Origin of the sequence: Streptomyces sp. Mut1 (assembly GCF_030719295.1) — a bacterium.
GTDB lineage: Bacteria > Actinomycetota > Actinomycetes > Streptomycetales > Streptomycetaceae > Streptomyces > Streptomyces castrisilvae.
In genome coordinates, this window is record NZ_CP120997.1 from 894,417 (window position 1) to 920,441 (window position 26,025).

At 71.5% G+C, this 26,025-nt stretch carries 26 protein-coding genes and 1 riboswitch; of the genes, 10 read left to right on the plus strand and 16 right to left on the minus strand.

The window, feature by feature from the left end; genetic code table 11:
• The first annotated feature begins 51 nt into the window (after positions 1 to 51).
• On the plus strand, positions 52 to 1,167 hold the full coding sequence (locus P8A18_RS03570) for a DMT family transporter (protein ID WP_371933633.1): 1,116 nt from the start codon (positions 52 to 54) through the stop codon (positions 1,165 to 1,167).
• Here P8A18_RS03570 and P8A18_RS03575 read toward each other — a convergent pair whose 3' ends face one another.
• A complete protein-coding gene (locus P8A18_RS03575) occupies positions 1,168 to 2,499 on the minus strand; it encodes an aminotransferase class I/II-fold pyridoxal phosphate-dependent enzyme (RefSeq protein ID WP_306051726.1) in 1,332 nt (443 codons plus the stop codon). It abuts the gene before it with no gap.
• A 35-nt stretch (positions 2,500 to 2,534) separates the two neighbouring features.
• Here P8A18_RS03575 and P8A18_RS03580 point away from each other — a divergent pair, with 35 nt between their 5' ends.
• The gene (locus P8A18_RS03580) at positions 2,535 to 3,230 is read left to right on the plus strand and encodes a pyridoxamine 5'-phosphate oxidase family protein (RefSeq protein WP_306051728.1); all 696 of its coding nucleotides are present in this window, start codon (positions 2,535 to 2,537) and stop codon (positions 3,228 to 3,230) included.
• 118 nt (positions 3,231 to 3,348) lie between these two features.
• On the opposite strand, the gene P8A18_RS03585 is transcribed toward P8A18_RS03580, so the two are convergent.
• On the minus strand, positions 3,349 to 4,362 hold the full coding sequence (locus P8A18_RS03585) for an EamA family transporter (RefSeq protein WP_306051731.1): 1,014 nt from the start codon (positions 4,360 to 4,362) through the stop codon (positions 3,349 to 3,351).
• Positions 4,363 to 4,553: 191 nt separating this feature from the next.
• Here P8A18_RS03585 and P8A18_RS03590 point away from each other — a divergent pair, with 191 nt between their 5' ends.
• Positions 4,554 to 4,754, plus strand: a complete 201-nt coding sequence (locus P8A18_RS03590) for a hypothetical protein (protein ID WP_018555090.1) — start codon at positions 4,554 to 4,556, stop codon at positions 4,752 to 4,754.
• 78 nt (positions 4,755 to 4,832) lie between these two features.
• The gene (locus P8A18_RS03595; RefSeq protein ID WP_306051734.1) at positions 4,833 to 5,264 is read left to right on the plus strand and encodes a type II toxin-antitoxin system Rv0910 family toxin; all 432 of its coding nucleotides are present in this window, start codon (positions 4,833 to 4,835) and stop codon (positions 5,262 to 5,264) included.
• A gap of 105 nt (positions 5,265 to 5,369) precedes the next feature.
• Here the strand turns inward: P8A18_RS03595 and P8A18_RS03600 are convergent, their stop codons facing one another.
• Complete coding sequence (locus P8A18_RS03600) at positions 5,370 to 5,990, minus strand: PadR family transcriptional regulator (protein WP_306051736.1); 621 nt, start codon at positions 5,988 to 5,990, stop codon at positions 5,370 to 5,372.
• 262 nt (positions 5,991 to 6,252) lie between these two features.
• On the opposite strand from P8A18_RS03600, the gene P8A18_RS03605 reads away from it, so the two are divergent.
• The gene (locus tag P8A18_RS03605; protein WP_306051739.1) at positions 6,253 to 6,816 is read left to right on the plus strand and encodes a DinB family protein; all 564 of its coding nucleotides are present in this window, start codon (positions 6,253 to 6,255) and stop codon (positions 6,814 to 6,816) included.
• A 141-nt stretch (positions 6,817 to 6,957) separates the two neighbouring features.
• On the opposite strand, the gene P8A18_RS03610 is transcribed toward P8A18_RS03605, so the two are convergent.
• Both P8A18_RS03610 and P8A18_RS03615 read right to left on the minus strand, forming a co-directional pair.
• Positions 6,958 to 7,965 carry a HEAT repeat domain-containing protein gene (locus tag P8A18_RS03610; RefSeq protein WP_306051742.1) on the minus strand — a complete coding sequence of 336 codons (1,008 nt, stop codon included), beginning with the start codon at positions 7,963 to 7,965 and terminating at the stop codon, positions 6,958 to 6,960.
• 6 nt (positions 7,966 to 7,971) lie between these two features.
• Positions 7,972 to 8,664: a HEAT repeat domain-containing protein gene (locus tag P8A18_RS03615; protein ID WP_306051744.1), complete on the minus strand. Its 693-nt coding sequence runs from the start codon at positions 8,662 to 8,664 to the stop codon at positions 7,972 to 7,974.
• A 161-nt stretch (positions 8,665 to 8,825) separates the two neighbouring features.
• Between P8A18_RS03615 and P8A18_RS03620 the strand changes: the two genes are divergently transcribed.
• Complete coding sequence (locus tag P8A18_RS03620; RefSeq protein WP_306051746.1) at positions 8,826 to 9,644, plus strand: PhzF family protein; 819 nt, start codon at positions 8,826 to 8,828, stop codon at positions 9,642 to 9,644.
• A 53-nt stretch (positions 9,645 to 9,697) separates the two neighbouring features.
• Here P8A18_RS03620 and P8A18_RS03625 read toward each other — a convergent pair whose 3' ends face one another.
• Entirely contained in the window at positions 9,698 to 10,477 is a 780-nt protein-coding gene (locus P8A18_RS03625; RefSeq protein ID WP_306051748.1) for a CPBP family intramembrane glutamic endopeptidase, read from the minus strand.
• A 184-nt stretch (positions 10,478 to 10,661) separates the two neighbouring features.
• On the opposite strand from P8A18_RS03625, the gene P8A18_RS03630 reads away from it, so the two are divergent.
• Entirely contained in the window at positions 10,662 to 12,446 is a 1,785-nt protein-coding gene (locus tag P8A18_RS03630) for a substrate-binding and VWA domain-containing protein (RefSeq protein ID WP_306051750.1), read from the plus strand.
• Positions 12,447 to 12,512: 66 nt separating this feature from the next.
• Here P8A18_RS03630 and P8A18_RS03635 read toward each other — a convergent pair whose 3' ends face one another.
• Entirely contained in the window at positions 12,513 to 14,018 is a 1,506-nt protein-coding gene (locus P8A18_RS03635; protein ID WP_306051752.1) for a glutamate-cysteine ligase family protein, read from the minus strand.
• A gap of 482 nt (positions 14,019 to 14,500) precedes the next feature.
• Between P8A18_RS03635 and P8A18_RS03640 the strand changes: the two genes are divergently transcribed.
• On the plus strand, positions 14,501 to 15,097 hold the full coding sequence (locus P8A18_RS03640; protein WP_306051755.1) for a hypothetical protein: 597 nt from the start codon (positions 14,501 to 14,503) through the stop codon (positions 15,095 to 15,097).
• 320 nt (positions 15,098 to 15,417) lie between these two features.
• Complete coding sequence (locus P8A18_RS03645) at positions 15,418 to 15,624, plus strand: DUF5999 family protein (RefSeq protein ID WP_026250277.1); 207 nt, start codon at positions 15,418 to 15,420, stop codon at positions 15,622 to 15,624.
• Between the two features lie 85 nt (positions 15,625 to 15,709).
• Here P8A18_RS03645 and gcvP read toward each other — a convergent pair whose 3' ends face one another.
• On the minus strand, positions 15,710 to 18,595 hold the full coding sequence (gcvP, locus tag P8A18_RS03650) for an aminomethyl-transferring glycine dehydrogenase (protein WP_306051757.1): 2,886 nt from the start codon (positions 18,593 to 18,595) through the stop codon (positions 15,710 to 15,712).
• A 190-nt stretch (positions 18,596 to 18,785) separates the two neighbouring features.
• Positions 18,786 to 18,882, minus strand: a riboswitch (glycine riboswitch).
• 113 nt (positions 18,883 to 18,995) lie between these two features.
• On the opposite strand from gcvP, the gene P8A18_RS03655 reads away from it, so the two are divergent.
• Entirely contained in the window at positions 18,996 to 19,364 is a 369-nt protein-coding gene (locus tag P8A18_RS03655; RefSeq protein WP_306051759.1) for a PRC-barrel domain-containing protein, read from the plus strand.
• Here P8A18_RS03655 and P8A18_RS03660 read toward each other — a convergent pair.
• From P8A18_RS03660 to P8A18_RS03695, 8 genes are all read right to left on the minus strand, one after another.
• Positions 19,289 to 20,749, minus strand: coding sequence for a DNA polymerase IV (locus P8A18_RS03660; RefSeq protein WP_306051761.1), 1,461 nt, complete (start codon positions 20,747 to 20,749; stop codon positions 19,289 to 19,291). The genes P8A18_RS03655 and P8A18_RS03660 overlap by 76 nt on opposite strands.
• 92 nt (positions 20,750 to 20,841) lie before the next feature.
• On the minus strand, positions 20,842 to 21,459 hold the full coding sequence (locus tag P8A18_RS03665; protein WP_306051763.1) for a MerR family transcriptional regulator: 618 nt from the start codon (positions 21,457 to 21,459) through the stop codon (positions 20,842 to 20,844).
• A gap of 168 nt (positions 21,460 to 21,627) precedes the next feature.
• Entirely contained in the window at positions 21,628 to 22,104 is a 477-nt protein-coding gene (locus P8A18_RS03670; RefSeq protein ID WP_003946924.1) for a bifunctional nuclease family protein, read from the minus strand.
• A 53-nt stretch (positions 22,105 to 22,157) separates the two neighbouring features.
• Positions 22,158 to 22,901, minus strand: coding sequence for a transcriptional regulator FtsR (gene ftsR, locus P8A18_RS03675; RefSeq protein ID WP_306051784.1), 744 nt, complete (start codon positions 22,899 to 22,901; stop codon positions 22,158 to 22,160).
• A 43-nt stretch (positions 22,902 to 22,944) separates the two neighbouring features.
• On the minus strand, positions 22,945 to 23,808 hold the full coding sequence (locus P8A18_RS03680) for an FHA domain-containing protein (protein WP_199783868.1): 864 nt from the start codon (positions 23,806 to 23,808) through the stop codon (positions 22,945 to 22,947).
• A gap of 82 nt (positions 23,809 to 23,890) precedes the next feature.
• On the minus strand, positions 23,891 to 24,679 hold the full coding sequence (locus tag P8A18_RS03685) for a DUF881 domain-containing protein (RefSeq protein WP_306051786.1): 789 nt from the start codon (positions 24,677 to 24,679) through the stop codon (positions 23,891 to 23,893).
• Positions 24,680 to 24,684: 5 nt separating this feature from the next.
• Positions 24,685 to 25,017: a small basic family protein gene (locus tag P8A18_RS03690; RefSeq protein WP_003970459.1), complete on the minus strand. Its 333-nt coding sequence runs from the start codon at positions 25,015 to 25,017 to the stop codon at positions 24,685 to 24,687.
• Entirely contained in the window at positions 25,014 to 25,916 is a 903-nt protein-coding gene (locus P8A18_RS03695; protein ID WP_306051808.1) for a DUF881 domain-containing protein, read from the minus strand. The genes P8A18_RS03690 and P8A18_RS03695 overlap by 4 nt, the downstream gene beginning before the upstream one ends.
• Positions 25,917 to 26,025: the final 109 nt, after the last annotated feature.

A 26,025-nucleotide genomic window follows, 5' to 3' on the forward strand; every position in this document is an offset into this window, starting at 1 on the left:
CGCACAAATTCTCACTTGTGCTACGAGGTGGGAGTGGCCATCGTGGACCTCATGAGCGCACCGCCCGCACCCGGGCCCACCACCGAGCCGACCCCGGCACCGGCTCCCCCACCCCGGAGGCCGGCTGCCCCGCCCCGGACACCCCCTCCTCCGCCCGGAACACCCGCCCCTCCGCCCCCGGCACGGACCGCCACCCTTCCCGGTCCGGCGCGCAGGCCGGCGCTGGACTGGCGGCTGCGCTTCGCGGCGCTCTCGCTCATCTGGGGTTTCAGCTTCCTCCTCATCAAGGTCGGGACCGACGGGTACGCCCCGTTCCAGGTCACGTTCGGCCGGCTGTTCTCGGGGACCGCCGTTCTGGCCGTGGTCATGGTGGTGAAGCGGGAGCGGCTGCCGCGCTCCGCACGCACCTGGGGCCATCTGGCCGTCGCGGCCTTCTTCCTCAACGCCCTCCCGTTCTCCCTCTTCGCCTATGCCGAACTGAGCATCCCGTCGACGCTGGCCGGCATCTGCAACGCGACCTCGCCCCTGTGGGGCATGGCGCTGTCACTCGTCGCCCTCTCGGAGGACCGGCCGACCCGCCGCCGCGTCGCCGGTCTCGGACTCGGCTTCCTCGGCGTCCTGACGGTGCTGGGTGCCTGGCAGGGCTTCTCCGGGCTGGACTTCAGCGGCACGGCCATGGCACTCCTGGCCTCGCTCAGCTATCCGGTCGGCTGGATCTACGTGCGCCGGACGCTGGCGGGCAGCGGTTCGTCCACCCTCGCCCTCACCGGCAGTCAGCTCTTCCTCGGCACGGTCCAACTCGCCCTGGTCACCCCCTTGTTCACCTCACTCCCCGACGGCTTCCCGCTGCTCCCCACCCTGGCCGTCGTCGCCCTCGGAGCCCTGGGCACAGGGGTCGCGGTGCTGCTCCAGTACGGCCTGGTCAACGAGGTCGGGCCGACGACCGCGCAGATGGTCACGTATTTCATTCCGGTGATCGCCACCGCCGCCGGAGTGGCCGTGCTCGGCGAGCAGTTGAGCTGGAACACCCCCGTGGGCGCGCTCATCGTCCTGGCGGGCGCCGCGCTGACCCAGAGCCGGCCCCGCGCCGCCTCGCCCCCTCCCCGCGGCGAACCCGCCGCCCCGCCCCCGCACCGATCCGCCCACGACTCACCCCCTCACCCGTAGCTACCCGTAGCTCAGCGGACTCGCGGGACCCGCCGCGTCCGCCACCGCGTCCGCCAGGGGCCCGATGTCGGCGTCGGAGAGCGGCGAGACGGTGAGCCGGATGCCCTGGGGCGCGGAGATACGGAATCGCGCCCCGGGCGCCGCCGCCCAGCCCGCGTGCAGCATCCGCGCCACCGCCCCGGTCTCGTCGCTCACCGGGACCCACACGTTCATCCCGCTGCGCCCGTACGCCTGGACGCCCCGGTCGGCCAGTGCCCGCACGAGCGCGTCGCGGCGGCGGGCGTAGGACCGCGCCACCTCGCGTGTGTCCACGGCGTCCGTACGCCACAGGTGCACCACGGTCCGCTGCAACAGCCGGCTGACCCAGCCGGGACCCAGCCTCTGACGCCCGGACACCCGGTTGGCCGTGACCACGTCACCGGTCATCACGGCGACCCGCAGGTCCGGCCCGTACGCCTTGGCCACCGAGCGGACGAAAGCCCAGCGGTCCGTGGCCCCTGCCAGCGGATACAGGGGCAGGTCGACTATGGCGTGCCCGTGGTCGTCCTCGATGAGCAGGACGCCCCGGTATCTGGCGAGGACCGCCCGCAGCTCCGTCGCACGCCCCGCGGAGATCGCCGCACCCGTCGGATTCTGCGCCCGGTCCGTGACGACGACCGCCCGCGCACCCGCCCGCAGCGCCTGGTCGAGCGCGTCCGGCAGCGGCCCGTCGTCGTCCAGCGCCATCGGTACGGGACGCATGCCGAGCGCGGGCACCAGGTCCAGCAGCCCGCCCCAGCCCGGGTCCTCGACCGCGACCATGTCCCCCGGCCGGAGATGGGCGACGAGCACCCGCTCGATTGCGTCGAGCGACCCGGAGGTGGCTATCACCGGTCCGGCCGGGACGTCGTCGGCGTCCATGGCGGCGCGCGCGAGCGCGGCGAACTCGGGGTCGACGGACGCCCGCGCGTACATGCCGGGCTCTCGCGCGTACGCCTCCGCGACCGCGGCGAACGCCTCTCCGAGCCGCGGCAGCAGCGCCGGGTCCGGATTCCCCTCGCCCAGATCCCGGACCCCCGGCGGCGCCTCGACCCGCATCGACCCGCGCGGCGTGCTCGCCGGGCGCGGCCTGACCCGGCTGCCCCGGCGCCCGGCGGTCTCGATCACCCCGCGCTCACGCAGGATGCGGTACGCCGCCGCGACCGTATTGGGGTTCACCTCCAGCCGACCGGCCAACTCCCGCATGGGCGGCAGCACCTGTCCGGGCATCAGCTCCCCGGAACCGACTCCCTGCTCCACGCTGGCGGCAATTTCGGATGCACGCCGCCCACTGATCCGATACTCTCCTAGCACAAACAACAGTATGCACTAGTGCAATGGAGTCCGCAATGCCGGAGACCGTATCCCAGCAGACCACGCCACCGGAGCCCGCGGCCGGCTACGAGCCGACCGGCCGCACGATCCCCACCCGGTCGCGCGAGCGGGCCTCGTACGACCGGGAAACGGTCCATTCGATACTCGACGCCGCCTACCTCTGCCACCTCGGCTTCGTGCGCGACGGCGCCCCCGTCGTCCTGCCGACCCTCTTCGGCCGGGTCGGTGAACGCCTCTACGTCCACGGATCGACGGGCTCGCGGCCGCTGCGGGCGGCGGACGGAAACGATGCGGGGCTGGCCGTATGCCTGACGGTGACACACGTCGACGGCCTGGTCCTGGCCCGCTCGGCCTTCCATCACTCGCTCAACTACCGTTCCGTGGTCGTCCACGGCACCGCGTACACCGTGACCGACCCGGAGGAGCGGCGCATCGCCCTCGACGCGATCGTGGACCAGGTGGTGCCGGGCCGCTCGGAGGACGCCCGGCCCGCCGACGGCAAGGAGCTGGCGGCCACGGCCGTGATCCGGCTGGATCTGCGGGAGGTCTCCGCCAAGATCCGCACGGGCGGGCCGAACGACGACCCCCAGGACATCGGCCTGCCGCACTGGTCCGGCGTCGTCCCCGTCGCCCCCGCCTTCGCCGCGCCGGTCCCGGCGGACGACCTGGACCCCGCGATCGAGGTCCCCGCGTATCTGAACGCCCTCTGACCCACGAGCGCCGCCACCACGGGCCGCCCGGCGGACCTGCCCCTCGGACGGCTGCGTGAACACCGGAAGGGACCCCGGACGACGGGGGCACGACCCGCGACGACCGGCCGCCCGGACCCTAGCGGCGCACCGCGGCCCGCTCGCCGGGCGCGCCCTCACCGGCCCCCGCGCCCGCACCGCCCGGCCCCGAGGCGACGGGGCCCGACGGGGGCCGAGGGGTGGCCGACTGCGCGATGAAGGCACCGGTCAGGACGAGTGCACCGCCGATGAGCTGCGGGGCGGCCAGGTGCTCACCGAGCAGCACCCAGGCGAGCACGGTCGCGATGACCGCCTCCAGGCAGGCGACGACACCCGCGACCGCCGGGGACAGCAGGCGTACGGAGATCACACCGGTCACGTACGCGACGACGGTGGCGAGCAGCACGATCCAGACCAGCAGCAGCCAGGCCGGCACCTGGGTGCCGTCCATCGCCGTGCCGCCGCCGAGCACCGACCAGTCCATGCCCCACGGGCGCGCGACCACGGTGAGCACGAGGGCTCCGATGAGCAGCCCGTAGGCGATGACCCCGACCGGATGCGGGGGCTCCGCGCCACCCGGCGACGGTTCGCCACTGCCCTGGTCGGAGAGGACGAAGTAGCCGACCTGGCAGCAGGCCGCACCGAGTGCGAGCAGCAGGCCGACGATGTCGAAGCTCAGCCCGGCCCACACCTCGACCACGCAGGCGAGGCCACCCACCGCGAGCACGACGCCGAGCGCCGCCGCCCGGGTCACCGGACGCCGCTGCACGAAGCGGACCCAGCCGAGGACGAGCGCGGGCGCCAGATACTCGACAAGCAGCGCCACACCCACCGGGATGCGGGAGATGGCGGCGAAGTAGCAGGCCTGCACCCCGGCAACGGCGAGCAGCCCGAAACCCAGCAGCAGCACGGGTCGGCTGCGCACCAGCTGCCGGTGGCGCCAGGCCACGGGCAGCATGACGAGTGCGGCACCCGCCACGCGCAGCCAGACCACGTGGAGCGGGTCGAGCCCCGCCTCGATCAGCGGCTTGGCCGCCACTCCGGAACCGCCGAATGCGAAGGCCGAGGCGAGGGCGAGTCCCAGGCCGGCGCTTCTCCCCTGAGACGCGTGCATCGGCACATCATGACAGCTGAGGTCAGGAGCGTCACCCCGGTGACACCTGACCGGGGTAACACTCCGATGTCGCCGGCGCCCCTGACGCGCACGGACACGCGCATCCTCGTGGCCACGGAGCAACCAGGGGCCCGCCCGTACACGTCCCACAGGCGGGAGCGGTTGTTCGCGGCACGACGGAGGGAGCCGGGGTGAGCTGGCTGGTGTCCCTGCCGGCGCTCGACGGGCGCGATTACGTCTACCGGGTCCACGCGCCCCTGGACGCTCTGCCGGCGGATCTGTTCTGGGCCGCGTTCCACTGCCACGACGACGGCCCGCATCCGCGCGCGTCCGACCGCTTCGACGCGGCACTGATCTGGCGGACGGGCCCCGAGCGGGCCGCACAGAACTGACGCCTCATCAGTATTGAATGTTCCAGCCGCTACGGCTACGTTCCGCGACACCGTAACCCGTAGAGAAGGGGTGGTCGCATGGCCGAAGTCAGTGCAGAGGCGCGCATCGGAGCACCGGTCGAGAAGGTCTGGGCCCAGCTGACCGACTTCAGCAGGTACGGGGAGTGGAACGCCACGCACACCAGCTTCCCCAAGGGCGGCCCTGCCGCGCTGGAACTCTCGGCGACCTACGAGGAGAACATGAAGCTCATGGGTTTCCCGGCCGAGGTGACGTGGACGGTGTCGGAACTGGAGACCGGCCGGCTGCTGACGACCACGGGCAAGGGCCCGATGGGCGTGAACCTGGTGATGCGCTACGCACTGACCCCGGACGGGGCCGCCACCGCGGTCCGCATCGACGGCGAGTTCACGGGCGCGGCGGTCTCACTGATGGCCGGCAAGCTGAAGGACTCGGCGACGGCCGCGCTCAACGAGTCGCTGCGCAAGCTGGACGGCCTGATCGTCGCCTGAGCGGCCACTCACCCACACGGGAAGGGGCCCGGCGGCCAGGCCGCCGGGCCCCCTCCACGTCACTCACCCCGCGACCGCCGCACTGCCCACGATCCGGTCCTGGCCTCAGTGCTCGTCGGCGAGGATCAGATACAGCTTCTTGCGGGTGTCGTTGATGACCGCGAGCGCCTTCTCACGCTGATCGGCGGAGCCGGTCTTCCAGACCTGCCCGAACGCCTCCATCAGACCGAAGCCGGCCTGGCGGACCTCGTTCATGCCCTCCCAGTCGACGCCGCGCCCGGCCTCCTCCCAGGGCGCCTCGGGCCCCGTCTCGGCCTCGGTGCGACCGGTGTCGGTGAGCGTGAACAGCTTCTTGCCGCCCTCGCTCGCACTGGTGATCAGACCCTCGTCCTCCAGCAGCTGGAGGGTCGGGTAGACCGACCCCGGGCTGGGCCGCCAGGCCCCGCCGCTGCGCTCGCCGATCTCCTGGATCATCTCGTAACCGTGCATCGCCCGGTCCTTGAGCAGCGCCAGGATCGACGCCCGCACGTCACCGCGCCGCGCCCTCCCCCGGCCGCCGCCCCGATTACGCCCGCCACCGAAGGGGCCCCCTCCGAACGGCGGACCGAACGGCCCGAATGCCGCCCGCCCCCCTTCGAAGTCACCCCGCCGCTCATCGGGCCCACCCGGGCCGCGCCCGCGTCCGTGCCCATGACCATGTCCGTGCTCGTATCCATGTGAACGCATGACCGTTCTCCTTCTCACGTTGACTCTTCACGTATCGCTGATCTGTCGCGATGCCTCAACGATATATCGGAATAGCTCGCATGGCAATCCCCGACGTCATGACACGGGTGACCTGCGCCATTGGGTGTCGATCGATTGCCGGCGAAGGACGATCGATTGGCTTCTGTGCCGTTCAGGGATGACTGGCCGGGAAGTTGCGACAGCGGAGGACGGCCGCAGACGGCGACGATCACCCTGCTCGACGAGTCTGTAGGGTGCGGCAATGACAAGAAACGAGCAGCTCGCGGACCAGTTGGATTGGTACTGGCGCAAGAACCTGCGGCCACGGCTGGACGGTCTTACTGACGAGGAGTACTTCTGGGAGCCGGTGCCCGGCTGCTGGAGCATCCGCCCACGTGGCACGGCGTCCGCACCGACGCTGGAAGGCCCGGGGGAATGGACGATGGACTCCGCGTCCCCTGCGCCGGAGCCGGCACCGGTGACCACGATTGCCTGGAGACTGGCGCACATCATCGTCTCGTGCCTGGGCTACCGGGTCGGATGGTACTTCGGCGGCCAGGACGTCGACTCCCGGACATTCGCCTACGCGGGGACCGCTGACGAGGCGCTGGAACAGCTCGATGAGATGTACGGGAGATGGAACGCGGGGGTCCGCAAGCTCTCGGACGCCGACCTGGACAATCCGCCCACGGTGGGTCCCGAGCGGTACCCCATGGAGAACAGGGTCCTGCACGTCAACAGGGAACTGATCCACCACGGCGCCGAGATCTCGCTCCTCCGCGACCTCTACCGCCGGCAGGACGGAGCCGGACCGCACCGGATATGAATTTCGGTAACCGGCGGTCGGCCTCCTGAGACTTACGTGAAGTCCGTGACGCCCCATGGCTGCTGCCGCGACAGCAACCCGTGCGAACCCAGGCCGGGGCCACCGGCTCCGCGGGCACGAAGGAGTGAGCGCGAGGAACGGCTACTCGTCCGCCCCGCCCCGCAGCCCGAGCACGTACCCGGCCGTCAGCGCCACGCCCCGGTCCTCGTCCCGTGCCAGTTCCGCGAGCGCGTGCGACGCCGTCGCGCCGGGGATGTCCGCGAGCGCCTGCGTGAGGCGGCGGCGGGCGGACGGGTCGAGCGTGCCGTCGGCGAGGCGGGCGACGAGGCCGGCGGCGATGCGCTCGGCGGCCTCCGGGGCGACGGCCAGCACACCCAGCGCGTCGGCCGCGTCCACGTCCCGGACCTCCTCCGCGACCATGTCGATGAGCACCGGCACCGCGTCGTCCACCCCCCGCACCCCGAGCGCCGGAGCCGCGTGCCCGCGGACCACGGGGTCCGGGTCGGCCAGGGCCTCGCGGAGCAGCGCGGTCGCCGTGTCGCCCGGGACTTCCGCGATGGCCTGGGCCGCCCGCGCACGGACCTCGGCCCCCGGTGCCGCAAGGCCCGCCGCGAGCAGGACGAGCCCGCCGCCGGCCTGGGCCAGGGCCCACCGGAGCGCACCGGCCACGACCGGGTCCCGCTCGCTCAGGACCGCGTCCACCAGGGCCCGCACCGGCACCGGCGCCTCGCCCACCGAGGACAGCGCGGCGCGTTGGCGCGTGCCGGGGCTGCTGGACCCCAGTGCCTGGAGGAGCGCGACGGTACGGAGGACCCCCTCCCAGCCCTCCGGCCCGGCGGCGTCGATCCGGCTCAACCGGGTCAGCAGCTCCGTCTCGCTCGCGATGCGCTCCCGCGTCCGGCGTACGAGATCGTCGACCAGCTCCGAGGGGCTGAAGCCGGGATCGTCCAGCGCTCGCCCGACCTCGCGCAGCGTCAGCCCGAGGGACCGCAGGCTCTCGATGTGGAAGATCCGCCGGACGTCCGCGCCGGAGTACTCCCGGTAACCGACGTCGTTGCGTCCCGTGGGGCGTACCAGGCCGAGCGACTCGTAGTGCCGGAGCATGCGGGCGCTGACCCCGGACCTGCGTGCCACCTCACCGATCAGCACCGCGTTTCACCCCTCCTGTCCGTAACCGCCCAGGGCCACGATGCGCTTCGCCTCCTCGATCGCGAAATCGAACCCGGCGTCCGGGTCACGGAGCAGCCGCTGCGTGGCGAGGGCGTGCTGCCGCACACCGGGATCGGGATGCGTCGCCGCGGCGCTCAGGGCGGGGGTGATCGCCTCGCCCAGCGCGGTCAGCGCGCGGCTGAGGCTCAGCTGCGTCTCCCGCCCGCCGCGCCCGAGCTGTTCCGCCAGGGTCTCGGCCAGCCCCGGCTCCTCGCCCCCGGGCACGAGGGCGACCGCCGCCCGCCAGGCGGTCCGTGCCACCTCGTCGTCGGCGTCGGTGAGCAGGGCCCGGGTGATCGCCGGCCACGCCTGCCGGTCCCCGGTGCCTTCCGCGACCAGGTCCCCGGTCTTGGACAGCGTGTGGAGAGCCTGGCTGCGTGCCTGGGCGAGCGGCGAGCGGAGTTCGCCGACGAGCCGGGGAACCGTCAGAGCCGGTGAGTGACGGGTCAGGGCCCACGTCAGCATCTCGCGTACGGAGAAGTCCGGCTCCGTGCCGCACATGTCGACCAGGCGCTCCACGAGCCGCGGGTCCGGGTTCGAACCCACCGCCAGCGCCGACCGCAGCCGGACCGACGCGTCGGCGTGCCCCAGCCCTCGCAGCGCACGCGCCGTGGTCGTGTCCTCGTTGTGCATGGTCATCCGGACCACCTCCTCGTCCGCACAGTGAAGTGCTTGCCACGGTGACAAGGTCAAGCCGGGCCCGCGGAGGGAGACCGGTCGCGGCAACCGGCGCGCCTTCCGGGCCACCGACCCGGAATTGGCCTTGTTCGGCGGCCCCTGCCCGCGCCTAGGGTCGGCGCATGAGGATTCGTACCGTCGACGCGTTCACCGACCGCCCGTTCACCGGCAACCCCGCGGGCGTCCTGCTGTTCGGCCCCGAAGGCTTCCCCGAGGACAGCTCGCTGCAACGGGTCGCCGCCGAGCTGAACCTCTCCGAGACCGCGTTCGCCCACCCCCTGCCGCCGGGCGGCGCCGCGGACTGGGCGCTGCGGTGGTTCACACCGGTCACCGAGGTCGACATGTGCGGCCACGCCACCCTCGCCACCGCCCATGTCCTGCACACCACCAAAGCCGCGAGCGGCACCGTGCGTTTCACCGCCCGGTGCGGAACGCTCACCTCCACCGCCCACCCGGACGGCGCGGTCACGCTCGACTTCCCCACCGCGCCGCTGACTCCCGAGGCCGCTCCCGCCGGACTCGCCGAGGCGCTCGGCGCCGAGACGCTGTCCGTGCACGACACCGGCCCGCACATCGGCGACCTGCTGGTGGAGCTGGAGGACGAGGCGACCGTACGGGGCCTCGCCCCCGACTTCGCGGCGCTGGCCGCCCGTTCCCGGCGCGGCGTCATCGCCACGGCGGCCGCGGCGCCGGGCGGAGCGTACGACTACGTGTCGCGCGGCTTCTTCCCCCGGGTGGGCATCGACGAGGACCCGGTGACGGGCAGCGCCCACACCGCGCTGGCCCCGTTCTGGTCGGCCCGGCTCGGCCGCGACGAACTGACCGGACTCCAGGCCTCCGCCCGCTCCGGGCTCGTCCGCACCTCGCTGCGCGGGCCGCGCACCCTGCTGACGGGCCACGCGGTCACGGTCCTGGACGGCGAGCTTCTCGTCGCCCCCTGACGGCGCCGGGGCGTACGGACCACCCGCACGCCCCCGGCCGGCCGCTCCGCCGTTCACGGCGTGGGCAGCCAGTCCACCTTTCCGGCGAGCAGCGCGTACCCGACGAACGCGCCGATGTCCAGGAGCGCGTGCGCCGCGACCAGCGGTCCCACGCGCTGCCAGCGGCGGTACAGCAGCACGAAGACGACCCCCATGACCATGTTGCCGATGAACCCGCCGATGCCCTGGTAGAGGTGGTACGAGCCGCGCAGCACCGAACTCGCGGCCAGCGCCGCCATCGGCGTCCACCCCAACTGCCCCAGCCGTCGCAGCAGGTAGCCGACGACGATCACTTCCTCCAGCACCGAGTTCTGGATCGCCGAGAGAATGAGGACGGGGAACTTCCACCAGACGTCGGGCAGCGACTCGGGGACGACGGTGAGGTTGAAACCGGCGGCCCTGGCCACGAGGTAGAACGCCAGCCCGGCGCTGCCGATGCCCGCCGCGACCACCGTGCCGCGCGCCAGGTCCCACCCCGGCCGGGTGCGGTCGAAGCCGATGGCCCGCAGCCCGGCCCCTTCCCGGATCAGCAGATGCGCCACGAGGGCCACGGGCACCAGAGCCGTCGCGATTCCGAAGAGCTGCCAGGCGAGATCCAGCCAAGGGCGTCCCGGAGCGTACGAGCTGTTGAGGGTGGCCGCCTGATCCTTCAACCCCCCTGGTTTCGTCAGTGACCCGACAAAACTGATGAGGGCGGAGACTCCGCTCGCACCCAGCGAGAGCGCCAGTACGAGCACCGTCTCAGACCGGAGAATCCGTCGTGACACGGCCTCCTGGGGAAAAGAATCAGCCACACGCCCCGCCTCCACCTGTACACCTGCTCTCAGTTGTGCATTCGCGTCCCAAGCCCCTCGCCGCCCCGCTAGGGTCTCGAATGCAGGTACGAAGATCATGCGCGACAGGCCGGGGGACGAGCACCATTGCCGATGGTGTGGTCCCCCATTTCCTTGTTCATCCTCAAGGAGGGGCACCACCGACATGGGACGTCACAGCTTGCCCGACGACCACGCCGCGACCGGAGGCGGGGACCGTCCACCGCGCCGGCGACGCACCGTGGTCATCGCCACCATGCTCGTTCTCGCCGTGGCGGGGGGAACGGCGATCGCGGCACAGGGCGGGCTGCTCTCGTTCTCGAAGTCGTGCGAGGACAGCGCCGTACACCTGTCCATGATGACCTCGCCGGACATCGCTCCCGCCGTGCGTGCCGTCGCCGACCGGGCACGCAAGGACGAGCTGCGCTCCGACGGCCACTGCCTCGACGTGGAGGTGGAGGCCCGCGACTCGTACAAGGTGGCGGACGAGCTCGCCAGTGGCACCCGCACCCCCGGCTACCAGATATGGCTTCCCGACTCCGATCTGTGGCTGAGCCGGGCCAAGGGCGACGGGGACGCCGTCGCGATCACCCCGGGCGACTCGATCGCCACCTCCCCCGTCACGATGGCCGTGGTCCCCAAGGCCGCCAAGAGCCTCGGCTGGCCGAAGAAGACGTACTCGTGGGCCGAGTTGACCGGCGCGGCCATGGAGTCCGACAAGGTCCGGCTCGGCTCGGCCGACCCCGCGCGCTCCGCCACCGGACTGCTGGCTCTCGCCGCCATCGGCGCGTCCGCCGACAAGCAGGGCGGGGACAGCGACACCAGGGTCGCGGCCACCGCGAAGCTGCTCGCCCAGCGGATGTCCGACGGAGACACCCAGGTCGTGGCGACCCTGCCGCAGGACGGCTCCGGCGCCGAGGACGGCAATCCGGCGCGCAACCAGGCGGTGCTCCTCTCCGAGCAGGCCGCCTTCGCCCACAACGCCGAGTCCACGGGCGACGGAAAGGTCGGCCTCTTCTATCCGAAGGACGGCACCCCGCTGCTCGACTATCCGTTCACACTGGTCAACGAGCAGAAGCAGACCACGGACGAGAGCCGGGCCGCGCTGCGCTTCATGACGCTGCTGTCCGAGGACAGCTCCCTGCGCACCCTCCGGGAGCACGGCTTCCGCACCACGGACGGCACGGCGGACAAGGCGGTGGTCGCGGCGGCGGGCGGCAGGGCACCCCAGCCCTACGCCGAGCAGCAGCCGCCCGCACCGTCGGACGAGACGCTCCAGGAGACGCTCGGCATGTGGACGATCACCGTGCAGAGCGCGCGGCTCACCACCGTCGTCGACGCCTCGGGCTCGATGGCCACGATCGTCCCGGGCCGCAACCAGTCCCGGATGGACGTCACCAAGGCGTCCCTGGTCCAGGCGCTCAACCAGTTCACACCGAACGACGAGATCGGCCTCTGGGAGTTCGCCACCACCCTCGACGGCGACAAGGACTACCGTCGCCTGGTGCCGACCGCCCGTCTCGGTGCCACGGAGAAGGGCGGCGGCACCCACCGGGAGAAGCTCGCCGCCGCGTTCGCCGCGCTCCAGCCCGTGCCGGACGGCGCGACCGGCCTGTACGACACGATCCTGGCCTCGTACAAGGAGGCGCAGCGTACGTATGTGAAGGGCAAGTTCAACGCGGTCGTGATCCTCACCGACGGTTCGAACCAGGACGAGCGGTCCATCTCGCGCTCCGCCCTGATCGACGAGCTGAAGGCCATCGCCGACCCGGAGCGGCCGGTTCCGGTGCTGGCCATCGCGGTCGGCCCGGAGGCGGACCGGGAAGAGGTGGACCAGATAGCCCGGGTCACCGGTGGTGGCGGCTACCAGGTGACCGACCCGGCGGAGATCCAGGCGGTGATCCTGCAAGCCGTGATGACGGCCGGCCAGAACGCCCGCTCGGCCGAGTAGCGGCGGGGCGCGCGCGACGCGCCCCGCCCCCCGGCCGGGCTCCCCGCCCGGGGTCCGCCCGTCCCGTTACGGCGCCGGGATGCCCACCGGCCAGCTGTGCACGGGGTCGCCGCCCTGCATCAGCTCGGCGTAGCGCCGGGTCATCGCGGCGAGCGCTGCACCCCGGTCGAGTCCGGCCTCGCGCGCCCGGTGGTAGGTGTCCGCCTGCCAGGACGCGCCGTTCGTCCGCCGCTTGCACCGCTCCTCGATGATCCCCAGGTAGTGGTCCCGGTCGGCCGGCTCGATGTTCCAGGCGTCGAGCCCCGCGGCGGCCAGCGGCAGCAGCTCGTCCCGTACCAGCTTCACCACCGGTACCCGGGTGAGGCCCCCGGAGCGGCCCGGTCGCGGCCACAGCAGCTCGGCGTCGATGCCCTGGCGGCAGGCGGTCTCGAAGTTCTCCGCGGCGGCGGCGAACGGCATCCTGGTCCACACCGGACGGGACTCCTCCGCGAGGGCCCGGACCAGTCCGTAGTAGAGCGCGGTGTTGGCCATGACGTCGGCGACGGTCGGTCCCGCCGGCAGCACCCGGTTCTCGACCCGGAGGTGGGGGACGCCGTCCGCCAGCCCGTACACCGGCCGGTTCCAGCGGTAGACCGTGCCGTTGTGGAGGACCAGCTCCGAGAGGCGCGGCACCCCGCCGTCGGCGAGGACGCGCAGCGGCTCCTCCTCGTCGCAGATGGGCAGCAGCGGGGGGAAGTAGCGGAGGTTCTCCTCGAAGAGTTCGTGGACCGAGCCGATCCACTTCTCCCCGAACCAGGTCCGGGGCCGTACGCCCTGATTGCGCAGTTCGGGCGGCCGGGTGTCGGTGGCCTGCTCGAACAGCGGCGGCCGGGACTCCCGCCACACCTCGCGGCCGAACAGGAAGGGCGAGTTGGCACCCAGGGCCACCTGGACGGCGGCGACCGCCTGGGCCGCGTTCCACACGTCGGAGAAACGCTCCGGAGTCACCTGGAGATGCAGCTGGAGCGAGGTGCAGGCAGCCTCCGGAGTGATCGACCCGGAGGTGCAGACAAGCCGCTCGACGCCTTCGATATCCAGTGAGAAATCTTCGCCGCGGGCCGCGACCATTTGATCGTTCAGCAGGGCGTAGCGGTCCACGTCGGAGAGGTTGGACCGGACCATGTCGTCACGCCCGAGCGTCGGAAGGATTCCGATCATCATGATCCCGGCATCGACTTCACCGGCCTTCCGGTCGGCATATCCGAGCCCGGCCCTCAGCTCTTCGGCCAGCTGATCGAGAACACGCCCCGACAGATGGTGGGGGACTATGTTCACCTCCAGATTGAACATCCCCAGTTCCGTCTGGAAATCATGGCTCGCGATGCGCTCCAGGACCTGTCCATTCAACATCTTCGGCATGGCGTCGGAGCCCGTGAGATTCAGCTCGATCTCCATGCCCATGAGGTTGCGCGGCCGGTCGAACCGCCGCTCGGCCAGAAGTCCGGACAGCGCCTCCAGGCACTGGTGCAGCTTCCTCCGGTACTTCTGCCGATCGGACAGATCAAAGGCGCCGGCGACGACCTTCTCCCCCATCGAAGGGTCCCTCCTCAAGTGGACAGCACGCGGCCGGGGCCGCTCGCATCACGATCGATAATGCCCGCAGGACGTGATCCGTAACGCCCCGCGGACGGCGCGCACCCGGTAATCTGAGCGCCGGGGCCTCCGGCACATTCACTCGGCATGAAGCCGAGACCCGTTTCCCCCTACGGAGGGCTCTTAAAGCTCCGATGGGTTTCGGCCGTCCGCGGTGCGGGAAAAACCCGAGGCGGCGGCTGCGCCGCTCGCGCCGAATCAGCACGATCTCCGCATAATAAAGTCCGGATACCGCCTTGCCAGCAATAGCCGTGGCGGCTAGTGGAAACACCGCGTGAACACGTGTCGTATAAACTCCGCGGACGAGGCAGAGAGTTGACGCACCGGCTCAGTCACCGGCCTCCTCTGGCCCCGCACGCCGACAGCGCCGTCTGCACCCGCCCGCGCACCACCGTGTCTCCGAAGTGAGAGGCGACCCAATTATGCCGCTGCATGTTCCCCTGGCCCCCGCGCCCGCGCTGCGAAGCGTTCTCACGGCGCTCGGTTCACCGACCGCAGTCCGCGAGGCCCGTACCCCCGCCCTGCGTTCCGCACAGGGACCTCTGAGCCCCGAACACCCGCTGCCCGTCCACGTGCTGGACCTCCTCCCGGGCGGAGACGCGCCCGCCACCCGGCTCGCCGCCTGGCGCTTCCAGATCCGCAGCACGGAGCGGGCGGTAGCGGCTGCGGACATCATGCTCACGCCCGACGGCTGGGCCTTCTCGCACTTCTTCGAGGGCCCGTACATCGCCTCGACGGAGCTCGCCCTGCGCCAGGCCGAGGGGATGAGCCACCCTTACCAGCCGAGGCTGCTGTCCATCCCCGACCTCTACATGCTGGCCCTGTGGCTGCACGACGACCCCGAGGCCGACGCGTCCTGCGGCTCGCCCGGCCCGGCCGATCTGCTGGTGCCGCTGGCCCCCGCCCCGCCGGGCATCGCGGCGCACCGCCCGCACCGGGCCGCCGACCTGCTGCCCGTGATCACCACCCGCGTCACGCCGGGCACGGGCCCCCTCCTGGGCTCCCCGGCCCCCGCCTGAAGCCGGCGGCCCCGTCCGCGCGCTGTGCCCCGTCTCCCCTCCCGGGCGGCGGGGCACAGCGCGCGGTGCGCCCGCGCCGCCCCGGCCCATCCGGACTAGTCCCATCCGGCCACCCCGAACCACCCGAAGGGACAGTGCAGTTGAGTTGAACCGTCCGGCCGGGTGATGCGTCATGGGAGGAGTGCTAGCGCTACGGCGAAATCCCTGCGGATTGACGGCCGTAGGGCAACACTGGGACCGGACCGATCGAAACGGGGGCGGCCATGCAGACCTCGCCACACCGCGGGACACTCAACTCGACGCAGCGAAAGAACCCACCCATGTGCCAGCATCAGCCACCCTGCCCGACAGCCGACTCACCCGACCGGGAAGCCGCCCGCCAGGTGGCACACCACCCGGAACAGGGCTGGAGCCTGCTGTGCAACGGCGTCCTGCTCTTCGAGGACACCGGTGAGCTGCTTCCGGACGGGCAGATCATCGCCCCGCACAGGCCTCTGGCGGCAAGCCGGGTGATGAAGGCGGCCTGAGAGCCGCCCGGAACGGAAGGGGGCCGGCCCGGAGGAATCTCCGCACCGGCCCCGACGCATGTCCGCGTCACTTCCCGCTCATGCCTCAGTTGTCGTACTCGTCCAGCGGCGGGCACGAGCAGACGAGGTTACGGTCTCCGAACGCACCGTCGATCCGGCGTACCGGCGGCCAGTACTTGTCGGCGGCCGAGACCCCGGCCGGGAAGACCGCCACCTCGCGGCTGTAGCCGTGCTCCCACTCCCCGCCCAGCGCCGCCGCGGTGTGCGGAGCGTTGGTGAGCGGGTTGTCCTGCGCGCTCCACTCCCCCGAAGCCACCTTCTCGATCTCGGCACGGATGGCGATCATCGTGTCGCAGAAGCGGTCCAGCTCCGCGAGGTCCTCGCTCTCGGTCGGCTCGATCATCAGCGTCCCGGCGACCGGGAACGACATGGTCGGCGAGTGGAAGCCGTAGTCGATGAGCCGCTTGGCGACGTCGTCGATGCTGACGCCGGTCGCCTTGGAGATCGGCCGCAGGTCCACGATGCACTCGTGGGCGACCAGTCCGGCCGGGCCGTTGTACAGGATCGGGTAGTGCGGTTCGAGGCGCTTGGCGATGTAGTTGGCGGCCAGCACGGCGACCTGCGTCGCCCGCTTCAGCCCCTCGCCGCCCATCAGGCGCACATAGGCCCAGGAGATCGGCAGGATGCCCGCCGAGCCCCAGGGAGCCGCCGAGATCGGTCCGACACCCGTCTTCGGGCCGGCCGCGGGCTGCAGCGGGTGGTTGGGCAGGTACGGCGCCAGATGCGCGCGCACCCCGACGGGGCCGACGCCGGGGCCGCCGCCGCCGTGCGGGATGCAGAAGGTCTTGTGCAGGTTCAGGTGCGAGACGTCGCCGCCGAACCGGCCGGGCTTGGCGAGGCCGACCAGCGCGTTGAGGTTGGCGCCGTCGACGTAGACCTGGCCGCCCGCGTCGTGCACCTCGGCGCAGATGTCGGCGACGTGCTCCTCGAAGACACCGTGTGTCGACGGGTAGGTGATCATGAGCACGGCCAGCTCGTCGCGGTGCTGGGCGATCTTGGCACGCAGGTCGTCGATGTCGACCTCGCCGTCGTCGGCGGTCTTCACGACGACGACCTTCATACCGGCCATCACGGCGCTCGCGGCGTTGGTGCCGTGCGCCGAGGACGGAATCAGACACACGGTCCGCTTCTCGTCGCCGTTGGCGCGGTGGTACGCGCGGACGGCCAGCAGCCCCGCGAACTCGCCCTGCGAGCCGGCGTTCGGCTGGATCGAGACCGCGTCGTAGCCGGTGACCTCCGCCAGCCGCTCCTCCAGCTCACGGATGAGCGTCAGGAAGCCCTGAGCCTGCTCGGCCGGTGCGAACGGGTGCAGCGCGCCGAACTCCGGCCAGGTGATCGACTCCATCTCGGCCGTCGCGTTCAGCTTCATGGTGCAGGAGCCGAGCGGGATCATGCCGCGGTCGAGCGCGTAGTCACGATCGGCGAGCTTGCGCAGGTACCGCAGCATCGCGGTCTCGGACCGGTGCTGGTGGAAGACCGGGTGGGTCAGGATCTCGTCGGTGCGCAGCAGCGCCCCGGGCAGCGCGTCCTCGGTGGCGGCGTCCAGCGCCTCGACGTCCCCATCGGCACCGAAGGCCGCCCAGACCGCGGCGACCTGGGTACGGGTCGTGGTCTCGTCGCAGGCGAGGGAGACGGTGTCGGCGTCGACGAGGCGCAGGTTCACGCCGCGCTCACGGGCGTCGGAGACGACGCCGGCCGCCTTGCCGGGCACACGGACGGTGAGCGTGTCGAAGTACGCCCCGGTGACCACGTCCACCCCGGACGTACGCAGGCCCTCGGCGAGGATCGCGGCGTAGCGGTGGGTGCGCCGGGCGATCGTCCGCAGCCCCTCGGGGCCGTGGTAGACGGCGTACATGCCGGCCATCACGGCGAGCAGCACCTGTGCGGTGCAGATGTTGCTGGTGGCCTTCTCGCGACGGATGTGCTGCTCGCGGGTCTGGAGGGCCAGTCGGTACGCCTTGTTGCCGTCGGCGTCCACGGAGACGCCGACGAGGCGCCCCGGGAGGCTGCGCGCGAACTTGTCGCGGACCGCCATGAAGCCGGCGTGCGGCCCGCCGAAGCCCATCGGCACGCCGAAGCGCTGCGTGGTGCCGACGGCGAGGTCCGCGCCCAGGTCGCCGGGCGAGGTGAGCAGGGTGAGGGCCAGCAGATCGGCGGCCACGGTGACGATCGCGCCGAGCTCGTGCGCCCGGTCGATCACGGGCTTGATGTCCCGGACCGCCCCGGAGGCGCCGGGGTACTGGAGCAGCACGCCGAAGACACCGCGCTCGGCGATCTCGGCCGGGATGCCGTCGGCGAGGTCGGCGACGACGACCTCGACACCGGTGGGCTCGGCCCTGGTCTCGATGACGGCGACGGTCTGCGGCAGGGTGTCGGCGTCGACCAGGAAGACGCCGTTCTTGACCTTGCCGACGCGCCGGGCCAGCGCCATGGCCTCGGCGGCGGCCGTTCCCTCGTCGAGCAGGGAGGCGCCGGAGGTGGGCAGTCCGGTGAGCTCGGCGACCATCGTCTGGAAGTTCAGGAGGGCTTCGAGGCGGCCCTGGGAGATCTCGGGCTGGTACGGCGTGTAGGCCGTGTACCAGGCGGGATTCTCCATGACGTTGCGCAGGATCACCGGCGGGGTGAAGGTGCCGTAGTAGCCGAGCCCGATCATCGGGGCGAGGACCTCGTTGCGGTCGGCGAGCCCGCGCAGCTCGGCGAGCACCTCGGCCTCGGTACGGGCGCCCGGCAGCCGCAGCGCCTCGGCGCTCTTGATCACGTCGGGCACGGCGGCCGCGGTCAGCTCGTCGAGCGAGCCGTAACCGACCTGGGCGAGCATCTTCGCCTGCGCCTCGGCGTCGGGGCCGATATGGCGCTGCTCGAACGGAATGCCCTGCTCCAGCTGGGCGAGCGGGGTGCGACGGGGGGTCATGGTGGAGGCCTCCTGGTCTGTCACGACCTGCGAGGGGCACCACGGCGCGGGGTGCCCGAACGGCCTCCCCCTCTGTCATCTCAACCTGAGAGCTTCACCGGCACCATGGGCGCCGGCTTTCACCGTCGGTGAGGGAGAGGCCCCACCCGGCCCTCGGCCGCGCGCAACCCGCCCTGCTTTCCAGAGTGACCTCGTCCGTGCGGTACGGGGGCCTGAGAGATTCCGGGGAGGATTTGCTCCTTCGGCGCCTCCGGATCGACTCCGGAGGACTCTCCCGCACGGGGTCAGCAGCCATAACCACCCTACCAGCGGGGTACACGACGAGAATTCTCAAGTGGCCAACACCACGGAACTGCATTTCTGTAGTCCCTGTGGACAGCCGCAACCAGTGGGAGGGACCGTGCAGACCGACATCGACCCGCGCAGTCTGATCGGCCGCAAGGCCTTCGACCGCAACGGCACCAAGATCGGGACCGTGGACGAGGTGTACCTCGACGACGCGACCGGAGTGCCCGAGTGGGCAGCCGTACGCACCGGTCTGTTCAGCCGGGACGCGTTCGTCCCGCTGGAGCCCAGCGAATGCGTCGGGGACACCCTGCGGGTCCCCTTCGAACGTTCGCTGATCAAGGACGCACCCGACTTCGGGGTGGGCCGGCACCTCTCCCCCGAGCAGGAACTCCAGCTCTACCGGCACTACGGTCTGGACTCCGCCCCGGGCGCCCCGCCCCCGGACCGCGACTTCGGCAGGCTGGCCGGCCAGGAGGAGTAGTCCGGCGGCTCCCGCACCAGCGGCAGCGGCTCGGCCGGCCGCAGCGCGGGATCGTCGATCCGGAACGTACGCACCCGGCCGGGCTCCGATCCCGGTTCCTCGAACCGCACGGTCACCCGGCCGACCCCGCTCCCCTGCACCCAGCCGTGCCCATGGGTGTCGTGCCGTACGTCGTGTCCGGCCGGCCAGCGCCGCGCGGCGAGCTGCTCGGCGCTCTCCGGTCCCGGCTCGGCGTCCGCCCGCCCCTGACCCTCCTCTGTGGCCTGAGCCCCCTCCTCCGCCCCGTCCGCGAGGCCGGCCTCGGCCCGCTCGCCCGCGGCCTGGGCGAACAGGTCCTCCTGGGTGAAGTCGGCGAGCCCGGTGACACCGACGCCGAGCAGCCGTACGCCCCCTGTGGTGTCCACGGCCTCCAGAAGCCGTGCGGCGGCCTCCCGCACCACGGCGGGGTCGTCGGTGGGCCCGCGCAGCGTCTCCGAGCGGGTCAGGGTGGAGAAGTCGTACCTGCGCACCTTCAGCACCACCGTGCGCCCCGACCGCTCGGCGGCCCTCAGCCGCTGGACGCACCGGCCGGCCAGCCGCTCGACCTCGGTGCGCACCCGGACCCGGTCGTGCAGATCGATGTCGAAGGTGTCCTCGACCGACACCGATTTCGCGTCGCGCTCGGACACCACCGGCCGGTCGTCGTAACCGAACGCCATCCGGTGCAGGGAGCCGCCGTGCGCCTTGCCCAGCAGCCGTACGAGCTCCGCCTCGCCCGCCTCGGCCAGATCGTTCACCGTGGTCATGCCGGCGCGGCGCAGATGGTCCGCAGTGGCGGGCCCGACGCCCGGCAGCGTACGCACCGGCATGGGCGCGAGCAGTTCCCGCTCGGTGCCGGGCTCGATCACCCGTATCCCGTCGGGCTTCGCCTCCTCGGAGGCGATCTTGGCGAGCATCTTGGAGCCTGCCAGCCCCACGGAACCGCTCAGTCCGGTGACGGCCTCGATCGCCTCGCGCAGCTGCCGCCCGATCTCCAGAGCCGAGGCGGTGTCGTCGGCCGTACCGCCCGCTTCCAGGTCCACGAAGGCCTCGTCCAGGCTGAGCGGCTCCACCAGCGGTGAGAGCCGGCCCAGCAGCTCCATGACCTGGTCGCTCACGGACCGGTACAACGCGAAGCGCGGCACCAGATAGGCGGCGTTCGGCGCGAGCCGTCTGGCCTGCGCCATCGGCATGGCCGAGTGCACCCCGAACCGCCGTGCCTCGTACGAGGCGGTCGCGACGACCCCGCGGGGGCCGAGCCCGCCCACCACGACCGGCTTGCCGCGCAGGCTCGGCTTCGCCGCCTGCTCCGCCGAGGCGTAGAAGGCATCCATGTCCAGGTGCAGGATGGTCGGCGCGGCTCTCACACCAGCCGATGCTGCCCTACGGCACTGACAATCGCCGCGCCACCACGGCCCGCCGGCCCGCGATTACCTCCCCGGGCCGGGCGCTCAGCGCCTCAGACGGCCCGGTTCCGGCGCCGCGCGAGCTCGTCGGTGGGGTTGTGCCCGATGAGGGTCTCCCCGGTGTCCACACGCTCCCCGTGCAGCTGCGACAGCGCGGCGTCCACGTCCCGCCACACCACCCCGACCGCGATGCCGAAGACGCCCTGGCCCCCCTGGAGCAGGTCCACGACCTCGGCGGGCGAGGAGCACTCGTAGACCGTCGCCCCGTCGCTCATCAGCGTCATGCGCTCCAGATCCTGGAAACCGCGGGCCCGCAGGTGCTGGACCGTGGTGCGGATGTTCTGGAGTGCCACACCGGTGTCCAGGAAGCGCTTCACGATCTTCAGCAGGACGACGTCCCGGAAGCTGTAGAGCCGCTGTGTGCCCGATCCGTACGCCGGGCGGACGCTCGGCTCGACCAGGCCGGTACGGGCCCAGTAGTCGAGCTGCCGATAAGTGATCCCCGCCGCCGCGCACGCCGTCGGCCCGCGATAGCCGATGTCGTCGGCCGATGCCACGCCGCCCCCTGCCACCGCAGCCGGCACTGCCGACTGCCTCATGGTGCGGTCGGCTGTACTCCCCTGCTGCGGATACGGCGCACCCGCCGCCGTACCGTCGCCGCTGCTTCTCACGCCGACCTCCCTCCTTGACCTGCCCACTCGAAGGTAGGCAGTCACCCGGGGTGCGTCAACGATCGCCACACTCGGCACGCCGAGTGATAATCACCCTGAGGGTGGTTTCGCGTGACCCTCGGCGGGGAAAGGCTCTCCGGATGTACCGGCGGGCGGCCCCCGGGGACGTCACTGGCTGTTGTTCGTGCCGAAGTCCTCCGGAGAGATCTGGTCGAGGAACTCGCGGAACTTCTCCACCTCGTCCTCCTGCTCGTCGGGGATCGCGATCCCCGCGTCGTCGAGCACCCCGTCACTGCCGTAGATCGGCGTGCCGGTGCGCAGGGCGAGCGCTATGGCGTCCGAGGGACGCGCGCTCACCTCGACGCCGCTGGCGAAGACCAGCTCCGCGTAGAAAACCCCTTCGCGCAGGTCCGTGATGCGGACCTCGGTGAGCTCCTGGCCCACGGCCTCAAGCACATCCTTGAAGAGATCATGGGTCAGCGGCCTGGCCGGAGCCATGCCCTGCTGAGCGAAGGCGATCGCGGTCGCCTCACCAGGACCGATCCAAATGGGGAGGTACCGGTCGCCTCCCACTTCACGCAGGAGCACGATCGGTTGGTTGGAGGGCATTTCCACCCGGACACCCACAACGTCGAGCTCGTTCACACAGCAACCCTAGGACGTGCCCGGCAGGTTTGGGTAGTCGGGCTCGGCCGGCATCAGTTGAACCGCACCTGCAGAGCACTCTGGACGAGCGCGGAATGCAGCCGTACGGAGAGCTCCGCCAGCTCCTTGGTGGTGGCCTCGGCATGCGCTCTGGTCTGCGGATTCCGGTGCCGGCGCAGCGGCGCGACGACCTGCTCGATGAGTCCCGCCTCCCGGTCGGCGGCCGCCCGCATGGGCCTCAGGTGACGAGGTTCCAGACCGAATCGCCCCAGATCCGCCACAAGCCTGGCGACGGTCACCATCTCTGCCTCGTAGCCGCCATCCGGCGTCGGTGCGACAAGGCCGTAGGACTCCCAGGCGTCGAGATCGCTCTCGGTGACCTCGGCGGCGACGAGCAGCTCGTCGCGGCCGATGCGAGCGGCCGTGGCCCGCCCCGGGCCGCCCGTCCAGTCGCCGTCCGCCGCGTCCTGCCGCTCCCCGTCCGGGGACGGCAGGACCACCCGTTCGCCCCGGGCGAGGGCGTCCAGATGCTCGCGGATGACCTTGAGCGGGAGGTAGTGGTCCCGCTGCATCCGCAGCACCTGGGCGAGCCGCCCGACATCGGCGGGGCTGAACTTCCGGTAGCCCGAAGGGGTCCGCTGCGGCTCGACGAGCCCCTCGGCCTCCAGGAAGCGGATCTTGGAGATGGTGACCTCGGGAAACTCCTCCCGCAGGTGCAGGAGCACCGTGCCGATGCTCATCGGCCGGTCGTCGGCGGCGGTGCCGTTGCCGGCACCGCCACTCGGTGTTCTCAGCATGGACCTTCCTGAGGGGTCCCCCCGGACGGGGTCCGGGGGCGGGTCAGATGCCGCGCTGGCTCGCGTAGAAGACCAGCCGGTACTTGCCGATCTGCACCTCGTCGCCGTTGGACAGGGCGACGGAGTCGATCCGCTCGCGGTTGACGTAGGTGCCGTTGAGGCTGCCGACATCCCCGACCGTGAAGCTGCCGTCGGCATTGCGGCGGAACTCCACATGGCGGCGCGAGACCGTCACATCGTCGAGGAAGATGTCGCTCTGCGGGTGCCGGCCGGCCGTCGTCAGGTCACCGTCCAGCAGGAAACGGCTGCCGGAATTCGGGCCGCGCCGCACCACCAGGAGCGCCGAACCGAGCGGCAGGGCGTCGACGGCCGCCTGTGCCTCGGGCGAGAGCGACGGTACGGCGGTCTGGCCGGTCGCCTCCGCCTCGTAGGCCTCCAGCCCCGAGATGGAGATGGTCGACGTCGTCTCCGAGGCACGCTCGGGGACCCCGCCCCTCAGCGGCGCACCGCAGTTGGAGCAGAAACGGCTGGCCTCGGCGTTGCGGTGCCCGCACCTCGTACAGACCGGCATGGACGAAGCCTCCTGGCTCGGGGCTCCGAAACCTATGCGGCCGGGACCGGCAGGGTCAACGGACGACGCGCCGGAACCGCCCGGGTGGTCACCCCCCTGGCCCGCCACCTGGTCGCGGAAGAGCGGGCGCTCAGCACCCTGCTCGTCGGGCTGACCATGGCGCGGCGCGCGATGCCGTGCGGCCTCGTCGCGTGCGCTCTTGCCGAACAACTTCCCAAACAACTTCACGGGCGATTCCCCTTGACCGAAACAGACCCGCCCGTGGGGCAGGACGAACCCTGAATGAACACACCTGCCGACCCGGACATCTTCACAACGTCCGTATCCACTCGACAGTTTCCACCACGCGCCACGATTACGATGCGGCGACCCCCCGCAACCTTCCGCTCGTGTCCCCCGGCGCCGGGGCTCCCGGGGCTCACTGGCCCGACGACCGAGCGTAGTCAGGCCGCTCCGCCGGTCGCAAGGCGTCCACGACAATGTCGTCGGCCCGCGCCACATGCACGGTGGCCTGCTCCTTCTCCAGCGTCTGCACCACACCTCCGGGGATGTTGAGCGCCGGTTCCAGATCCTGCGGCTTGCCGATGACCTTGAAGACGTACGGGGCGGAGATCTTACGGCCGTCGACCTTGACGGCACCTCCGTCGCCGGAGAAGTACGTATTGGCCACGACGCGTACGCCGTTGACCTCGACCGCCTCGGCACCGGCCGCCCTCAGCTCCTGAAGGGCGTCGAGGAGCATGTCCGGCCGCACGGCTCCACCGGGGTCGTTGACCGTCACGGTGATACCCGGGCCGTGCGCGGCCACGGTACCCGCGAGCACGCCGAGTTGCCGCTCCTTCTCGACCGTCTGCTTCCGGGCCTCCTCGGCCTGGTCCGAGCTGTTCTCCAGTTCGGTGCGCTGGTCGTCCAGGCGCTGCTTCTCGTCCTCCAGCCGCTGCGTGCGCTCGTCCACCTCGTCCAGGATGCGTACCAGGTCCTCCTGGCGGGCACCACGCAGGGCGCTGTTGTCGCTGTTGGACCGCACTTGGATGGCGAGCCCGAGGCCGAGGACGAACAGCAGCAGGGCGACGACGAGTTGGGCGCGGGTGACCCGGGGCGGCCAGATGCCGGCCACCAGCCGCTGGCGCCCGGTGAGCTCCCGGGAGGAGTTCGCCTGCTGCTCGCCGGGCTGCTCGCCGCCGTCGTTGAGGGCGTCGTTGCTCATCGGCATCAGGCCCGGAAGACGTGCCGGCGGATGGCCGCGGCGTTGGAGAAGATCCGGATGCCGAGCACGACCACCACACCTGTGGAGAGCTGCGCCCCGACACCCAGTTTGTCGCCCAGGAAGACGATGAGGGCCGCCACGACGACGTTGGAGAGGAACGAGACCACGAAGACCTTGTCGACGAAGATGCCGTCGAGCATGGCCCGCAGACCGCCGAAGACCGCGTCGAGTGCGGCGACGACGGCGATCGGGAGATAGGGCTCGACGACCGCCGGCACTTCGGGCCGGACCAACAGTCCGACCACGACTCCCACGACGAGGCCCAGTACGGCGATCACGATGTGCCCTTCCCTGTGTCTGCAGCCTTGTATGGCTCTGCTGTCCGTACGATCAGGCTCGGGGCGGCCGGAAGGTCCACCTTCTCCTGGACGGAGATGCTGGTCCTGATGTCGAAGGTGTCCTTCAGCGACTGCAGGTACTGGCCGTCGGCGCTGTCCCGGAAGGCCGCGCCCAGCTTCTTGCCGTCCCCCACCGCGAGCACCGTGTACGGGGGCACGAGCGGTCTGTTGTCGACCAGTATGGCGTCGCCCGCGGCCCGGATCGCCGACAGGGCCGTCAGCCGCTGCCCGTTGATGGCGATGGCCTCGGCACCCGACTGCCACAGCCCGTTGACGACCCGCTGCATGTCCCGGTCCCTGACCCGCCCTGTGTCGGAGAAGCTACTGGTCTCACGTGCGCCGCCGCCACCCTGCGCGGTGTCCTCGGCGTCGTCGACGACGACCTTGACCCCCGGGCCGCGCACGGGCGTTGCCCCGGAGAGCAGTGCCACCAGCTCGCCCTGGTCACCCCCGTGCTCCTGCAGGGCCTTGCGCTGGCGTTCACTCACGTCGTCGCGGACTTCCTCCACCTGCGAGGCGAGGGTGTCGGCCGCCGCGGTCTCCGCGTCGATCCGGTCGATGAGTTCCTGGCGCTCCTTGGCCAGCACCGGAGCCGCGACCCGCGCCTGGGCGGCGCCGAGCGTGACAACCAGGGCGGCCAGGACCAGACACGCGGCGAACCCGAGCTTCGCCTTGAGCGTACGGGGCATGCCCGCCTGCCCCTCGGCCGCGCGCCTGGCCGACGCTTCGGCGTAGCCGTCGTCGAGGCTGTGCTCCATCACGTTGGTCAGCAGCAGCATGGACGCGTCGGGGCGCTTGGGCGACGGGGCCGTGCTCCGACCGGGTGGCTGCTGCGACATGCCGCACATCGTCGCATGTCGCGGCGGCATACGCCGAATGGCCCCACCGATGGCCCGCCCGGCACGGGAGCGGGCAGCCGGTGCCGGCCGACTGCCCGCTCACCCGTCC

Bases quoted from the DNA above. Each gene is read 5' to 3' on its own strand.
- P8A18_RS03570 (WP_371933633.1), top strand. From the start codon at position 52: ATGAGCGCACCGCCCGCACCCGGGCCCACCACCGAGCCGACCCCGGCA.
- P8A18_RS03580 (WP_306051728.1), top strand. From the start codon at position 2,535: ATGCCGGAGACCGTATCCCAGCAGACCACGCCACCGGAGCCCGCGGCC.
- P8A18_RS03585 (WP_306051731.1), bottom strand. From the start codon at position 4,362: ATGCACGCGTCTCAGGGGAGAAGCGCCGGCCTGGGACTCGCCCTCGCC.
- P8A18_RS03595 (WP_306051734.1), top strand. From the start codon at position 4,833: ATGGCCGAAGTCAGTGCAGAGGCGCGCATCGGAGCACCGGTCGAGAAG.
- P8A18_RS03600 (WP_306051736.1), bottom strand. From the start codon at position 5,990: ATGCGTTCACATGGATACGAGCACGGACATGGTCATGGGCACGGACGC.
- P8A18_RS03605 (WP_306051739.1), top strand. From the start codon at position 6,253: ATGACAAGAAACGAGCAGCTCGCGGACCAGTTGGATTGGTACTGGCGC.
- P8A18_RS03615 (WP_306051744.1), bottom strand. From the start codon at position 8,664: ATGACCATGCACAACGAGGACACGACCACGGCGCGTGCGCTGCGAGGG.
- P8A18_RS03620 (WP_306051746.1), top strand. From the start codon at position 8,826: ATGAGGATTCGTACCGTCGACGCGTTCACCGACCGCCCGTTCACCGGC.
- P8A18_RS03630 (WP_306051750.1), top strand. From the start codon at position 10,662: ATGGGACGTCACAGCTTGCCCGACGACCACGCCGCGACCGGAGGCGGG.
- P8A18_RS03635 (WP_306051752.1), bottom strand. From the start codon at position 14,018: ATGGGGGAGAAGGTCGTCGCCGGCGCCTTTGATCTGTCCGATCGGCAG.
- P8A18_RS03640 (WP_306051755.1), top strand. From the start codon at position 14,501: ATGCCGCTGCATGTTCCCCTGGCCCCCGCGCCCGCGCTGCGAAGCGTT.
- P8A18_RS03645 (WP_026250277.1), top strand. From the start codon at position 15,418: ATGTGCCAGCATCAGCCACCCTGCCCGACAGCCGACTCACCCGACCGG.
- gcvP (WP_306051757.1), bottom strand. From the start codon at position 18,595: ATGACCCCCCGTCGCACCCCGCTCGCCCAGCTGGAGCAGGGCATTCCG.
- ftsR (WP_306051784.1), bottom strand. From the start codon at position 22,901: ATGCTGAGAACACCGAGTGGCGGTGCCGGCAACGGCACCGCCGCCGAC.
- P8A18_RS03685 (WP_306051786.1), bottom strand. From the start codon at position 24,679: ATGAGCAACGACGCCCTCAACGACGGCGGCGAGCAGCCCGGCGAGCAG.
- P8A18_RS03695 (WP_306051808.1), bottom strand. From the start codon at position 25,916: ATGTCGCAGCAGCCACCCGGTCGGAGCACGGCCCCGTCGCCCAAGCGC.